This window comes from Gardnerella sp. 2492 (genome assembly GCF_050320365.1).
GTDB lineage: Bacteria > Actinomycetota > Actinomycetes > Actinomycetales > Bifidobacteriaceae > Bifidobacterium.
Map to the genome: position 1 here is coordinate 552,431 of NZ_CP186952.1, position 14,828 is coordinate 567,258.

Below are 14,828 nucleotides of genomic sequence, written 5' to 3' on the forward strand. Positions count from 1 at the left end.
ACGTACTGAATCATACGGAACCATACGAAACCATACGAAACCATAATATAAAGCCCCGCGCAAGTAGAATAATTTTACTTTTACGCAGGGCAAATCAAATATTACAATTCAGCAACCACACTTTTTGGCGCGAGAATCTTTAAGAGCAAGAAATACTCTACCTAAAACAACAAAAATCAAAGTTAAAATCACCAACAAGTAAGCTACTCCGACGCCTACAGTTGTTGAATTTACAGTGCTCGGAGCAAAACCAAACCATCCAGCTGGAGAACCGTAATTTAAGAAATTATACGGAGCTTGCATAGCATGCTCCCCCCAACGAACCCCGGATATTTGAGCTAAAGCAACCACATACGCAACGTAAGAAAGAGGAGGAATTACAGAATAGTAAACATGAGTTTTACTAGAGCGGAAACGATAATCAAAAAGTAAGAAATCTGCTATAGCAAGAAGAGGAGCTATAAAATGAACGCATAAACTATGAGCACCAGATTGCATATACGCTTGAACGAAACCTGCTTTATCTGTAGGCGCAAGGAAGCACAAATATAAGGAGAAGGTTACAGTAATCGAAATAGTCATCATGAACTTAAAAACATACCAGGCGTTAGATTTATTATCCTTCCAACCTAGCTTCTCGTTCAATGCGCGACTTTTAAGAACACTACGAGTATCAAAAAATTGTGATCCAGCAAGCGCAACACAAATCATTACATTGGAAAGCTTCGTAAAATAGGTAAGACCCATCCAGCCATCCCAAGAAATAACCATTCCGTAAACGCTCGCAAGAATCGCAAAAATACGCACAAAACTACGAATATAATATTCTTTATAAGTTACTAGCTGCGAATTACTATCCTCATTAACTATTTCAGCAACAACATTATTATCATTAGAAAAACCTTGACTAGAATCTTCAGATAAGTAGGTTTCCGCGCTCATATAATCTCACTTTCAAACGTCACGCACCGTAATGTAGCAAACCGCAAACAGTAAATCATGCAACTTTAAAAGCTGACAAAACAATTAGCGGATGCAATAATTCAATATTTATAGCATAACTAACAGCAACGCAGTGGATAAAAGTGCAAAAACAAAGCAAAAATTTTGTACAGAAAAGCAAATAATAAAAAAAAAATAAGAAATAATAAAAAGCTAGTCGCTTTATGCTGCTTTTAAATATTATCAAATATTAATAGTGAATAAACTGTAATGAAGCAGCCTGGCTTGCTGAGAAAGTACGTGAGAATGGTTTTCCAGCAAAAATAGCACCACATTCTGAAGTCTCAATAGAGCCATCAGGATTAATCTTTTCAACAACAGCAACATGTCCACAAGTACGATCAGAACCAAACTGACCTGGAGCAAACACCATAATATCGCCAACGTGACGCGGAGTACGATCAACCCAATAACCAAGCTGACGTGCGCTGTTAGCCCAGGAACCACCATTACCAAAATGAGATCCAACTGGCAAACCAAGCTGATGACGACGGATATAAACCCACCAGGTGCACTGGCTGAAGGAATAAGCATTGCCTATATCGCCCGTACCATGATTCGGGTTAAATCCTTTAGGAAGAATATTAGCATCCAAATCCATTAAATCAGCTACAAGAGGATTATTCGCATTAGAACGAGAAAGCTGAGCTAAATCAAAACCTGAATTTGAACCAAAATCCCATTTAGTACTAACTGGCGAAACAGTAGAAACCGTATTAGAAGAATTCGGATCCATTGCCGAAACAGCATTATCAATATCTCGCAAAGACTCTTCAATGCTCTCGCGCTGAGTAGAACGCGAAGCAGGAGCAGTATTAACATCGTAAGAAAGCGTAGATAAAGTCGAATGTGCTCCATCAACACGCAAATCAGAACTATTTGTCTTAGCTAAAGACATTGACGCAGCAACAGCACCAAAAGCAGCAATCAGAGAAGTAGAAACAATTAAACGATTTCGACGCTCTGCAGCAAGACGCTCAAGACGAATCTCACGACGAGTACGAGGAATAACCTCATCTATACGACGAGCAACATCTTCACTTAACTCAACTACAGCACCATTGCTAGTAGCAAGCCCAAGCAGATGCTGCTTAGAGCGCAAACCATGAGCAGCACCATGAGTTCCGCGCGCAGCAGAAAAAAGCGACAAAGGCGAATCAACGCGCCCTGCTGCTTTCTTTGCACCATGTGCGGCATGTCTCATATAAGAACTACTCCTACAGTATGTTTCAGCTATAATCTCGTATTTGCATTACTGCGCTACGAAAATTAACACACAAGTAAATGAATAAATCAGCATACTTGCTGTCAACAATTCGAAAGTTTACAACGTGGCGCGGATAGAAACGACACGCTAACTTACTTAAGTATTAAAGAATTAATCAATATGAATTACTAAAACTCGACACTAAGTCACTGCACGTTGTATGGTTAGTTGTATGAAGTTTGCACCCATAATTAATCCAGATGCGCGTAAAGAAGCACCTAAACCGCTCCGCGTAGACTTGTTTAAAGCATTTTTTATGGGTACTTTTGTATGGCTAATAGCAACTGTTGTTGTATTCATTTTAAAGCTGCTAAATCTTGTACCATGGATGGCTGTTATAGTTTGCGTTTTTGGATTTATTATTGGCTTGCTAATGCTTATTTGGGAACACTTCGATCGCTGGGACTACCGTCGCCTCGGAAAGTAATTATTTAGACGTAATTATCAAATACTTAATTCAAATACTTAATCTTTACACAACGGTATTGCAAAACTTACTGTAGTTCCATTACCAGGTCTACTCCACAATGTAATGCTTCCATGATGAGCTAACGCAACATGCTTAGCAATTGCCAAACCCAATCCCACGCCATTGTCGCTGCGATTATTTTGATTATCAGAACGATAGAATCTTTCAAAAACTCGAGGCTGATCTTCTATAGCAATACCAACACCTCTATCTACTACTCTTATAACTGCATACAAGCAATCGGCTGATTCCGAAGCAGAAATCGAAACAACACTATCGGGACGTGAATAAACTAAAGCATTTTCAACAAGTTTTCTCACAGCTGCGCGTATCTGTTCTGCAGAGCCACGTACTCGCAAAGAAGAATCAACTTTCATATTTATTCTCACAGAGCAGGAAACAGCCAAGTCAGCAACTTGTTCCTTTACTTTAAACAACTCATCGGAAACACAAACTACGTCAGCACGATCCTCATCTATAGGATCTTGTGCACGCATCAAAAGCAGTAGATCTTCCAGCATATGCTCGAGACGCTCGGAAGATTTACCAGTAACTTTAGCAACTTCCTTAACTTTTTCTTCTGTAACGTGTTCGTTCTGCAAAACTTTCGTAAGATTGCAAATAGTGCGTGTGGAACTCATAAGCTGCTCAGAAACGTTAGTAATAAAATCATCGCGCGTTTGCGCAAAACGTTGTGCTGCACTTGTATCTTCAAGAATCACAACAACTATTCCACTGCCAACACAACCAACAGTAACAGTAAGCCAATTCGGTCTAGTAACCGTAGAAGTTTTCGAATCATCTAAAACATACGAAGAACTTTTTAAATCTTCTGAAGAAACAGGAAAATCTTCTTTAACCGTAATATATCTCGTTGGAGTAGAAGTAATAAGCGAAAAACGTTCACTTCCACCTTTTTCACGCACGAAACGTATAGCTTCAAGAACACGAGGCTGCACAATAGCATCATCAAGTACAACACCAAAAGTATAAGCTTCCGAACTTGCACGAATAACCTCGTCATCAGAATCAACAACAATCGTTGCAGAACGTAACATAGCAAGAACAGATTGAGCATCAGAACTCAAGTCTTCTGCAACACTGTCATCATCCAACAATTTATTTCGCTTAGTAAACGAAAAACCTAGTAAATTACTAAACTTTGTTAGATTTTCAGCGAACTTAGAAAATTTGCGAAAAATCCAACGGAAAATACCAGCAATATAATCAGACATCAAAACAAAAAGCCCAATAAGCACACACAAAGCCAGAGCAGCAAACGCTACAAAAACTAATGCGGAAGAATCAATAGGCATAATATAATATTCTCATATTTCTGTTCATATTGCTATTCTTGCCATCGCTTAAATAAACGCGCAAAGAATAAATAAGCAGATAGATAATAACTCATCTAATAACTCATCTAACAGCACGGCATAGTTTATAATATATGTGGGTATTTAACGATATCCGCAAAATTTTGCCGAACATTTGCCAAAGTAGCGCAAATCGAAGAAAGGACTAACCATGCGAGTGATTTTCAACGAAGAAATGAAGGCCGTAGCTACAAACCTCGAACGCATGGCACAACTTGTAGCAAAATCTATGAACGATGCCGGCGACGCGTTAGTAAACGCCGATTTGGACGCTGCTCAAACTGTTATAGACGGTGATGCGAATTTAGACGCTTTAGAAGCAAGCACTATCGATCAATGCTTGACGCTACTCGCTCGTCAAAATCCTGTAGCAACGGATTTGAGAGAAGTCGTAGCCACTATGCGCTTAGCCGCAACTTTCGAACGTATGGGAGACTTAACAAGTCACGTAGCACAAATTGCAAGACGTACGTGGCCAGATTCTGCAATACCGCAAGAAGCACGTGAAACTATTGTGGAAATGATCAACTTCTTACACGTACTTTCAGAGCGACTAACCAGCATGGTTGTGAATCGCGACGTGCAAATGGCGGAAACTATTATTGCTGGAGATGACGCGCTTGATAAACTGCACGAAAAAATTTTTGAACTAGTAGAAGGCGAAAATTGGGAAGGTACGCGCAGGCAGCTAATCGACGTGATTCTGCTTAGTCGTTTTATTGAGCGAATTGGAGACCATTGCGTTGCCGTTTCAAGACAAATTGTGTTTATAGTTTCGGGATTCGATCCATCAAAGAAGCCAGAACCAGATAAAGATACGGTTGTGGCTTAATGCACTTAATACGGCAGTGCCGGTAGCGCGCTGTGCAGTTTTAAGCTCAGTTAAAGCGCGCATGAAGATAAAAAAGTAGGCCTGCAAATCAATTGCAGACCTACTTTTATTTTTAAAACCAAATTAAGCTAACCAAAGCCAGCTAATCAGTCTCACTTCTGACCCTGAGCAGCAACAGCGGCAGCGCCGGCAGCAGCAGCTTCTGGATCCAAATACTCACCGCGAGGCTTGATTGGCTTGAAGTTCTCATCCAACTCGTAAAGCAGAGGAATAGCAGTTGGAATATTCACCTTGGAAATCTCTTCCTCGCTCAAGTTGTCAAGCATCTTAACGATTGCGCGCAAGCTGTTGCCGTGAGCCGCAATCATCACAGTCTTGCCGGACTTAAGCTCTGGAATAATATCCGATTCCCAGTAAGGAGTTACACGAGTCACAACGTTTGCCAAAGCCTCAGTTTCTGGAACTGGATCGCCTGCGTAACGAGGATCATTTGTCTGAGAATACTCATCGTTTGGATCAATCTCAGGAGGTGGAGTTGCGTAAGAACGACGCCAAATCATGAACTTCTCATCGCCATATTCCTGACGAATCTCAGACTTGTTCTTGCCTTGCAAAGCACCATAATGACGCTCGTTCAAACGCCAGCTACGACGAACTGGAATCCAAAGGCGATCGGCGGCATCAAGCGCGTAATTCGCGGTGTTGATAGCGCGACGAAGCAAAGAAGTGAACACGATGTCTGGAAGAACGTTCTTCTCTTTAAGAAGCTCGCCACCATGCTTAGCTTCCTCGACACCCTGCTCAGTCAGCGGTACATCAACCCAACCAGTAAACTGATTGGTCTTATTCCATGCGCTCTGACCATGTCGGAGCAATACTAATTTGTATGTCATAATTACCCAGTCTATTAACGCCTTACGACGACAGGCTCAAACCCTCCAAACACGAGACAGTTCTCTCACAAATGGAGCGTATTACGGAAACAAACCCTCCAAACACGAGACAACTCTCTCACGTTTGGAGCAAAACACAGACAATAACCCTCCAAACACGAGACAGTTCTCTCGCAAATGGAGCGTATTACGGAAACAAACCCTCCAAACACGAGACAACTCTCTCACGTTTGGAGCAGTAAACAACCGAATCAGCTCCAAAAGCGAGATGATGCTCTCACGTTTGGAGTGCTGCGCAACAAACTCATCACATACAAAAAGCCGCTGAATGTTTAAATAACATCCAACGGCTTTATCTACTAAAAATTATCAACTAGCGAAGAGGCTTCACGAGTGGGAAGGTAATCGTCTCGCGAATGGTTGCGCCCGTAAGAGCGATCAGCAAGCGATCAATACCCATTCCCATGCCGCCAGCAGGAGGCATACCGACGCCGAGAGCCTCAATGAAGTCCTCGTCAATATCCATTGCCTCAACGTCTCCAGCCAAAGCATCCTTAGCCTGAGCCACAAAGCGCTCGCGCTGCACAACAGGATCGTTAAGCTCAGAGTAGCCGGTTGCAAGCTCAAAGCCGCGCACGTACAAATCCCACTTCTCAACCATTCCAGGCTTAGTGCGGTGACCCTTAACAAGCGGACTAGTCTCCACTGGGAAGTCGCGCACAAACGTTGGCTCGTAAAGCTTATCCTCGTAGAAGTGCTCCCACAAGTGCTCAACCAACTTGCCGTGATTCTCCACGTCGTCGCGCTCAACGCCAAGCTTGTCTGCAATCGCGCCCAAATGCTCAACGGAAGTTTCTGGAGTAATCTCCTCACCCAAAGCCTCAGAAAGCGAGCCGTACATGGTAATCTGCTTCCATTCGCCGCCAAAATCGTACTCTTCGCCGTTGAGCAAAGTCACCTTGGTAGAGCCGAAAGCGTCGATAGCAGCCTTCTGAATCAGCTCCTTAGTAAGAGCGCCAATCGTATCGTAAGTGCCGTAAGCCTGGTAAGCTTCGAGCATTGTAAACTCTGGAGCGTGAGTTGCGTCCACGCCTTCGTTTCTAAAATCGCGGTTGATTTCAAATACGCGATCGATGCCACCAACCAAGCAACGCTTCAAGAAAAGCTCCGGAGCAATGCGCAAATAAAGGTCAATGTCGAAAGCGTTCATGTGAGTCGTGAACGGACGAGCTGCAGCACCGCCGTGAACCGTTTGCAACATTGGGGTTTCAACTTCCAAGAAGTCGTGGCTGTCGAAAGTGCGACGAAGAGAAGCCACAGCGTGAGAACGCCTGCGAACCATATCGCGAATCTTCTCGTCCGCAATCATGCCAATATAAGGTTTGCGCGTACGAGTATCGTCGCTTAATTCCTTGTGCAAAGCTGGAAGCGGCTGCAATGCTTTAGCTGCAATCGCCCACTCGGTTGCAAATACGGAAAGCTCGCCGGTCTTGGAAGAAATCACACGACCACGAACATACAAATGGTCGCCCAAATCAACCATCTGCTTGAAATTCTTAATGGATTCTTCGCCAATTTCCTTCTTGGAAACCATCGCCTGAATCGTAGTACCATCACCGGCAGAAAGCTTAACGAAGCACAAGCCGCCAGCGTTACGCAAGAAAAGCACGCGACCTGCAATACCAACTTCGGTATCGGTTTCTTCGCCTGCTTCAAGTTTGCCGTCGAAATCAGCACGCACCTGCTCAATAGTATCCGTAACGTTAAGGTGCACAGGATAAGGCTGCACGCCTTCCTTAAGCATCATCGCGCGCTTAGCAACGCGCATCTGTACCTGCTCCGGATGAGCCTGCGGACCAAACTCTTTATTACTTGGGTCGATTGCCTCGTCAAGAGTTGCACCTTCGTTTACACGTTTGGCGATTGCCTCGTCTTGAGCGAGTAGCATTTCGGCATGCTCAACAGTGTCAATTTCATTGACGGTATCTGTTGCTTCGTTTTCTGCGGCATTTTGCGCGGCAGACATTGCAGTATTGGTGTCAGTCATAAACGCTTATTGTAGCCAGTAGGTAATACAGATGTAAGCGTTTTGAACACGTGTCATTGCGTTATTAGCTTGATTCGTACGACCATTTTCGCAACAAACGCGCGTTTTTCTTGAAATATTTATATTTTTCTGTTTTCGGAAGAAAAATGCATTTTTAGTAAAAATTTTTATTATTTTATTAAGATATACAAAATTATTTACGAAAAGTTACATCATTTTGCAAATATTGCGGAGACCATGCAACTGCAAAAGAATACAAGTGAATTTTTAATAAAATTTTAAAAGAATTTATTTGACAACGACACACACTGTTAATTTGTAGCAAGTTCACGATATTATAACCACGTTGTCGGAGTGTTGCATGCGCAATTACAGCATGTAGTTGCATCATGTATTCGTAAGATGAATTCACGATGTGCAATCTCTATTGCGTTCGCACAATCGACATCGGGCTGTAGCGCAGTTTGGTAGCGCGCTTCGTTCGGGACGAAGAGGCCGCGGGTTCAAATCCCGCCAGCCCGACTTTTGGTTTTTGGCGCAATTACGCCGATTATTTCGCTTATGCTACTTCTGCAAAATTTTTCGTTATAAGACTGTAAAGTTGAAGTCGATTGATTGAACGAGCGCAATAGCAAGGGGGCTTTGATGCAGAACGCGACGCAATTTTATAGCGAGCTTGACGAAATGTTTGCGAGCCACGCGAGCGCGCAAGAAATCGAAAAATACCTGCTAAATGCGCTAAACCAATCGCAAGAAGAAACACTTAAAGCATTGCAACTATCTGTTTTAAACGAGTTGATGGGATTTTATAGATCTCGAGGAGAATACGCAAAAAACAAACCAATTATCAATCACGCTCTAAATCTTACAAACGAAATGCAACTAGATGGCACCGAAGCCGGCACGACCACGCTAATTAACGCCGCCACAAGCCTTCGCGCGGCCGGCAGCTACGATCGCGCCGAAAAAATTTACACTCAGGCTCTTAACGAATCCGCCGAAACTCTCGGCGCAAAAAATCGTAAGCTCGCCGCACTTCACAACAATCTTTCGATGCTTTACAGCGAAACCGGTCGCACGCATGATGCAATTGAGGAGCTTAACCAGGCGCTTGAGATTTTGCAGAATACAAGCACGGATCCTGAACGCGATATTGATATTGCCGCTACGCACACAAATCTTGCGCTTGCGATGCTGCAGGAGTGCCAACAAAAGTGCTCGCAGCCTAGCGAAAGCACGAACAGCAAATCTGCAACTCTCGAATCCGCTTTTAAGCACGCTTCGACCAGCGTTCGCATGTACGTCGCTGGAAATAACGAAAATCAGCCGCACTACGCTTCTGCTTTGGCAGGTTTTGCGCAGGTTCAGTGCGCACGCGGCGAGTACGCTCAGGCGGCGGAAAGTTATAGTAAGGCGCTTGATTTGATTGCAGAATGCTACGGAAAAGATAGCGAATCTTACGCGATTACGGAGGAAAATTTGCGGCAGACGCGTAAGTTAGCAGAAAAAGTTACGAAAATATCCGAAAAAGTGCCTTCAGTAAAAAATACAGAAGAAAATAGAGAACTATCTACAAAAATATCTACAAAAATTCAAGAATCAGAAAGCCAACAAACAGAAAACCAACACATAACAACACAAAACATAGCAAGCCAACATATAAAAACCGGCATGCAATTATCGCAATCATATTGGCAAACTTACGGAAAGCCATTACTTGATCAGCCAAAATTCGCGAAATATAAAAATCGCATTGCAGCAGGATTAGTTGGCCACGGATCGGAATGTTACGGTTTTGACGACGAGATTTCGCGCGACCACGATTTTGGACCAGGCTTCTGCTTGTGGCTCACCGACGAAGATTACGCGGAAATTGGTGCGGATTTGCAAGACGCTTACGACGCACTTCCGCGAAAATACGCCGGTTTTGAATCTCGCAACGAAACGCCGCGCGCCAAATCATGCGAAAGCAGCAAGCGAGTCGGAGTATTTCGCATAAGCGAATTTTTCGAAAATCTAACCGGCTTCCCTACTGCCCCAAGCCAAAACGAGCCGCACTTATGGCTATCACTAAGCGAGTCAACGCTTGCAGCAGCAACGAATGGCAAAATTTTCGCGGATCCTATTGGAGAGTTCTCAAAAACGCGCCAAAGTTTCAAACTCATGCCAGACGACGTGCGAATCTCACTAATCTCCAGAAGACTCGGCATGATTTCGCAAGCAGGCCAATACAATTTCCCACGCATGATTGCGCGCAAAGACGCATCCGCAGCGTGGCTTTCTATAAACGAATTCGTGCGCGCAACCGCTTCAATCGTGTTTCTGCTCAATAACCCAATAAGTGCAGGATATTTGCCTTACTACAAGTGGCAGTTTGCTGCGCTGCGCAAGCTAAGCAATCGCATGGCATCTAGGCTTCCGAAAGTATGCGGCAAACTTGAGTCGTTAATGCGACTTTCTTCCGCTGCATGCTTTGGCGGCGACGGTTCCGGTGGAGACGGATTTGGCGAAGGCGGAAAAGGAGCTGGACTTGCACAAAAGCAAGTTACGCAAATAATTGACAGTATTTGCGAAGATATTGTGCGAGAGTTGCAATATCAAGGTTTAAGCGATTGTGGAGAAACCTTTTTGGAATGGCAGAGGCCGTACGTTGAAGCACATATTCACTCGCACGCAGCATGTTTGAGGAGCTTATGATGTGCGATTCATCAACAAATCTGGAAGCGCAAAATCTTCAGAAAGCGCAAAATCCAAAAGCGCAAAATCTTGCGGAAGAAATCACTAAACTCGAATGGGATCAGTTCCAACTTACGCAAAACGAAGGAGGACGCGCGAATTGCCAAGGAAACTGGCCAACTTTCCGCATTATGCGCATGAGTCAGTTTTTGGCTTGGCCGCTCGATTTGCAGAAGTCTTATAAACAGGATCTTGAGCGCGCGAATAGCGATGGCGGCAATTTGATTACGGAAAAGTATGCGCGAATGATGGAGTCGACTGTGCCGGAAATTTTTGAGCGCACGATTAAACCTTATATTAAGCCGATTTTGGAGCCTAGAAAAAGCGCTCAGGAGCAGATTATTTTAACGCAAGTTGAGTGGGCTGCGGATTTTCGCGAGCGCTACCCTCATTTAGGTTTTGCAATGCGCGTGCTTAAAACTAGCGAAGATACAGCAGAAAATACGTCTTTTGAAACGTATTTGCGAGGAGAATTAAGCACGTATTCTGACGCAACTTTCGCTAAATACCAGCGTTTTGTAGATAACTTGCGCGCGGAAAATCTAAATCTTACGCAAATGATTATTGCGAATACTGTGCGCATGTATGGCTACGATTCGCTCGAAGCGGCAGAATGCGCGCAACAAAGTGCTTGAGCGCTGCACGAGTGTCTCATTACGCTGATTTTCAGACACTCTCGCAGATTAGTTACTGCACGAGTGTCTCATTACGCTGATTTTCAGACACGCACGCAGAGCGCAATCTGCGCCAGTGTCCCAAAACAAGCAGAATGAGACACTCACGCAGATTAAGAATACAGCTTAAGAATAGAGCAGCGACGCTGCAGAAGCGGCGCGAGAGTCACCTTCGAGAAAAAGCGTGGAGGTATCCGAAAGACCAGCTTGTTGCAAAAACGTGCGATAAAGCATTACGTCGGGTTTGCGCAAATGCGATTCGTAAGATACACAAACGCCGTTAAGCTCGCCGAGTATTGGGCAAGTTTTGCGAGCGCAGCAAAGCCAATCGCTAGAAGCATTACCCAACGCCCACACGCGCACGCCGCTCGCAATCAACTCGCGCGCAACAGCCGAAGTATCCGCGCGCTCGCCTGCAAAACCGCGCTCGAAACGCTCAAAATACAAGCGATACAGCCACGTAACTGCAGGCCCGTGATGCTCATCGAACGAATCTAAAACCTGACCGCAACTCCACCCAGCCTCACGCAAAGACTCGTGAAACTCAAATCCCCATTCCGGCTCGAAACTAAACAGCACTTCCCCAATAAAATCCGGGTAATCCTCAGCCAATGTGCGTCGCGCATCCCAATCAACAAGCAGATGCAAGTCGAAAACAACGTCAGTGATCCCGTGCAAAACTTCTCCAGAAATACTGCAGATATTATTTATATCGCAAATATCACGTGCAGTAACTGCTTTTATTTCAGCACTCATATCGCCCACTTGTGCATCACATTGCTCTCAAAACAACCAACCACAACACAACCAAATACTCACGCAGTTGGCGGAATACCAGCGCTAATCAAATCTTCCTCAGATACACCAGAACCATACATTCCTGTTGCAAAACTCGCTTGCAAACTGCTGAGATTGTAACCAAGCGCCTCAAGTTGGGCGCGACCGTCTTCATTAATATTTTCAACGCTCCAGCGCGGCTTCCACGTCCAGTCAATACGAAACTCTTCCACCAAACCGGCGAGCGCATTCGCACACTCATCCTCAATCAATTCAGTTAACGGACATGCAGGCGTGGTAAGCGTCATTGTAATGATCGCGCGGCCAAGCTCATCAATTTCAATACCGTAAACCAGCCCTAAATCAACCACGTCAATACCTAATTCCGGATCCACTACGTCGTGGAGTGCGTCCTTAATATCCTCTTCGGTAACTCTACCAATGTCGTTCGCACTTAAAAGTGCAGACTGCGTCACCTCAGATGCCGATTGATTTTCTGCCATAATATTCCTTGCTTTTACGTTACATAAAGATTTTATAGTTCTTGCATAGCCTTTGCAATGCTGTCTTTTAATCCTTCCCACGCCAAAAGCGCGCACTTAATTCGCATTGGATAGCGCGATACGCCTTGCAAAACCATTGCATCTTCAAGCGAATCTTCGTCTTCTTCGTTTTCAAAACCTGCGCCGCGAGATTCCATAAGTTTGTGGAAAAGCGCGTCTAATCGCAACGCTTCGTCAACCGACTTTCCTTCAACTAAATCAACCATCATTGAAAGGCTCGCTTGAGAAATCGAGCAGCCGTGACCATCCCACTTAATACTTGATACTATTGGGGTTTCGTCATTATTTTCGCCACGTGAAAGCTCCACACGCATTGTGACTTCGTCGCCGCAAGTTGGATTGAATTGGTGCGATTGACCTAAAGCAGAGTTTTCGCCAGCTGAAACAGTGCAACTTTCGTGAGCATTATTTAAGGTGATTTCTGCAGATTCTGTATTTTTTGCAGATTCTGTATTTTCGACAGATTCTTGAGTTTCTTCCTGCAGTTCCGCTTGTGCGAGCGCGTCCGTACTTTCGAAATGAGTTTTGCCATGCGGATTTCGTGCAGCATCCAAAATCACTTCTTGATACATGCTTTCTAATCCGTCGCCTGCATCTGCACCAAAACCTGCACTTGCACCTGCGCCAAAACTCATATCAAACATACGCTCTCCTTACCTACTCGTTAACTCTCCAACTCGCTTAGTTAACTCTCCAACTCGCTTAGTTAACTCTCCAACTCGCTTAGTTAACTCTCCAACTCGCTCGCTAACAATATTATGCGCCAAAGTAGTCGCGAACGTGTGAGACTGCTTCAACAAGCGCGCGAGCCTCGTCAACTGTATTGTAAACTCCAACAGAAGCGCGGTTCGAAGCATACACGCCAAAATGACGGTGAATCGGCTGAGCACAATGGTGCCCGACGCGAATCGCAATGCCCTGCGCGTCCAAAAACTGTCCAACGTCGTGCGGATGCACGCCCTCAACTTCAAAAGCAACTGTGCCAATTCGCTGGCTCAAATCAGTCGGCCCCAAAACGCGCACGCCTGGAACATCCTGTAATTTTAGCAATTCTGCAGCAATTTCCTGCTCATGCTCTGCCACTCGGCTCATGCCAAGCTCTCGCAACCAATCAGCAGCAACTCCAGCCGCAACCATTTGCGCAACCGGTTGAGTTCCAGCCTCAAAACGATAAGGCACATCCATGTATTGCGCCGGCTTGTTAAGCCATGCAAGCTCCACCATTGAACCGCCAAAATTAGCCGGCGGAAGCGCGTTCAAAAGCTCACGGCGACCATACAAGAATCCAACTCCCGTAGGACCGTACATTTTATGCGCACTAAAGGCTGCAAAATCAACGTTTAACGCGTGGAAATCAACCGGAATATGCGGCACTGACTGGCATGCGTCGAGCACAAAAATTGCGCCGACTTCATGAGCACGCTTGCAAATCGGCGAAACATCGGTAATAGCGCCAGTAACGTTACTAATATGCGTAACTGCAACGATTTTCGTGCGCTCGTCAATAATCGTTCGCAAATAATTCGCGTCCGTGCGCACGCGACCATCTTCTGTTACATCAATCCAACGAAGCTCAGCCCCCGTGCGAAGAGCCAGCTCTTGGAATGGAAGCAAAACAGAATGGTGATCCGCGCGAGATACGACTATTACGTCACCTTCGCGAAGAGCGAAATTTTTGCGAAAATCAGCTAAATCAGAACTGTCTTTTTTGCAGATTCTTGCCTTAGCACTAGCGTTACCAATAGCAGTTGCGAGAAGATTAAGCGCGCCTGTAGCTCCCGGAGTAACAACAATTTCCTCGCTGCCAGCATCTGCACACGCTCCAACAAGCCGCGCAACTTTCGCACGCGCTTGTTCAAACGCAACCGTCGAAAGTGCAGCCAACTCGTGCGCTCCCCTGTGCACACCAGCGTTAATTGTTTCGTAAAACTCTTTTTCGGCGTCGATTACAACCTGCGGCTTTTGTGAAGTTGCTGCAGAATCCAAGTAAATCAAGGGTTTTCCGTGCACAGTATCGTGAAGCGAAGTGCCGTGAACCGTTCGACTTAAAATCGGAAACTGCGAGCGCAAATCGCTAAATTCTCGCATAATATTTTCTGTAGTCACTGTAGTCACTGTAGTCATATTAAACCGCTATTTTTACGCTATTTTTACGCTATTCTTACAAATATACAGATAGATTAAACTGTACT

General features: G+C 44.8%; 13 protein-coding genes and 1 tRNA gene. 5 read left to right on the forward strand and 9 right to left on the reverse strand.

Annotation, left to right across the window (positions count from 1 at the left end; all coding sequences use genetic code 11):
* Nucleotides 1-108: 108 nt before the first annotated feature.
* Nucleotides 109-942 (reverse strand): Pr6Pr family membrane protein, encoded by an 834-nt coding sequence (locus ACPFYS_RS02060; protein WP_427877363.1) that lies wholly within the window; start codon nt 940-942, stop codon nt 109-111.
* A 250-nt stretch (nt 943-1,192) separates the two neighbouring features.
* The gene (locus ACPFYS_RS02065) at nt 1,193-2,206 is read right to left on the reverse strand and encodes a CHAP domain-containing protein (protein ID WP_427877365.1); all 1,014 of its coding nucleotides are present in this window, start codon (nt 2,204-2,206) and stop codon (nt 1,193-1,195) included.
* A 235-nt stretch (nt 2,207-2,441) separates the two neighbouring features.
* On the opposite strand from ACPFYS_RS02065, the gene ACPFYS_RS02070 reads away from it, so the two are divergent.
* Nucleotides 2,442-2,696 (forward strand): DUF2530 domain-containing protein, encoded by a 255-nt coding sequence (locus ACPFYS_RS02070; protein WP_427877367.1) that lies wholly within the window; start codon nt 2,442-2,444, stop codon nt 2,694-2,696.
* A gap of 38 nt (nt 2,697-2,734) precedes the next feature.
* Here the strand turns inward: ACPFYS_RS02070 and ACPFYS_RS02075 are convergent, their stop codons facing one another.
* Nucleotides 2,735-4,054, reverse strand: a complete 1,320-nt coding sequence (locus tag ACPFYS_RS02075; RefSeq protein ID WP_427877369.1) for a sensor histidine kinase — start codon at nt 4,052-4,054, stop codon at nt 2,735-2,737.
* Nucleotides 4,055-4,265: 211 nt separating this feature from the next.
* Here ACPFYS_RS02075 and phoU point away from each other — a divergent pair, with 211 nt between their 5' ends.
* On the forward strand, nt 4,266-4,946 hold the full coding sequence (gene phoU / locus ACPFYS_RS02080) for a phosphate signaling complex protein PhoU (RefSeq protein ID WP_427877371.1): 681 nt from the start codon (nt 4,266-4,268) through the stop codon (nt 4,944-4,946).
* 152 nt (nt 4,947-5,098) lie between these two features.
* On the opposite strand, the gene ACPFYS_RS02085 is transcribed toward phoU, so the two are convergent.
* Together ACPFYS_RS02085 and lysS are read right to left on the reverse strand one after the other, a co-directional pair.
* Entirely contained in the window at nt 5,099-5,839 is a 741-nt protein-coding gene (locus ACPFYS_RS02085; RefSeq protein WP_004112459.1) for a phosphoglyceromutase, read from the reverse strand.
* A gap of 373 nt (nt 5,840-6,212) precedes the next feature.
* A complete protein-coding gene (gene lysS / locus ACPFYS_RS02090; RefSeq protein ID WP_427877588.1) occupies nt 6,213-7,865 on the reverse strand; it encodes a lysine--tRNA ligase in 1,653 nt (550 codons plus the stop codon).
* 469 nt (nt 7,866-8,334) lie between these two features.
* On the opposite strand from lysS, the gene ACPFYS_RS02095 reads away from it, so the two are divergent.
* From ACPFYS_RS02095 to ACPFYS_RS02105, 3 genes are all read left to right on the forward strand, one after another.
* Nucleotides 8,335-8,408: transfer RNA gene (locus ACPFYS_RS02095), tRNA-Pro, on the forward strand.
* Nucleotides 8,409-8,531: 123 nt separating this feature from the next.
* Nucleotides 8,532-10,583, forward strand: coding sequence for a DUF4037 domain-containing protein (locus ACPFYS_RS02100; RefSeq protein ID WP_427877374.1), 2,052 nt, complete (start codon nt 8,532-8,534; stop codon nt 10,581-10,583).
* Nucleotides 10,580-11,257 (forward strand): DUF4125 family protein, encoded by a 678-nt coding sequence (locus ACPFYS_RS02105; protein ID WP_427877376.1) that lies wholly within the window; start codon nt 10,580-10,582, stop codon nt 11,255-11,257. Before ACPFYS_RS02100 ends, ACPFYS_RS02105 begins: the two co-directional genes overlap by 4 nt.
* Before the next feature lie 165 nt (nt 11,258-11,422).
* On the opposite strand, the gene ACPFYS_RS02110 is transcribed toward ACPFYS_RS02105, so the two are convergent.
* The 4 genes from ACPFYS_RS02110 to ACPFYS_RS02125 form a co-directional block, all read right to left on the reverse strand.
* Entirely contained in the window at nt 11,423-12,052 is a 630-nt protein-coding gene (locus ACPFYS_RS02110; RefSeq protein WP_427877378.1) for an HAD family hydrolase, read from the reverse strand.
* Nucleotides 12,053-12,111: 59 nt separating this feature from the next.
* Nucleotides 12,112-12,576, reverse strand: a complete 465-nt coding sequence (locus ACPFYS_RS02115) for a metal-sulfur cluster assembly factor (RefSeq protein ID WP_427877380.1) — start codon at nt 12,574-12,576, stop codon at nt 12,112-12,114.
* A 32-nt stretch (nt 12,577-12,608) separates the two neighbouring features.
* Entirely contained in the window at nt 12,609-13,280 is a 672-nt protein-coding gene (gene sufU / locus ACPFYS_RS02120; RefSeq protein ID WP_427877382.1) for a Fe-S cluster assembly sulfur transfer protein SufU, read from the reverse strand.
* A gap of 112 nt (nt 13,281-13,392) precedes the next feature.
* Entirely contained in the window at nt 13,393-14,724 is a 1,332-nt protein-coding gene (locus ACPFYS_RS02125) for a SufS family cysteine desulfurase (RefSeq protein WP_427877590.1), read from the reverse strand.
* Nucleotides 14,725-14,828: the final 104 nt, after the last annotated feature.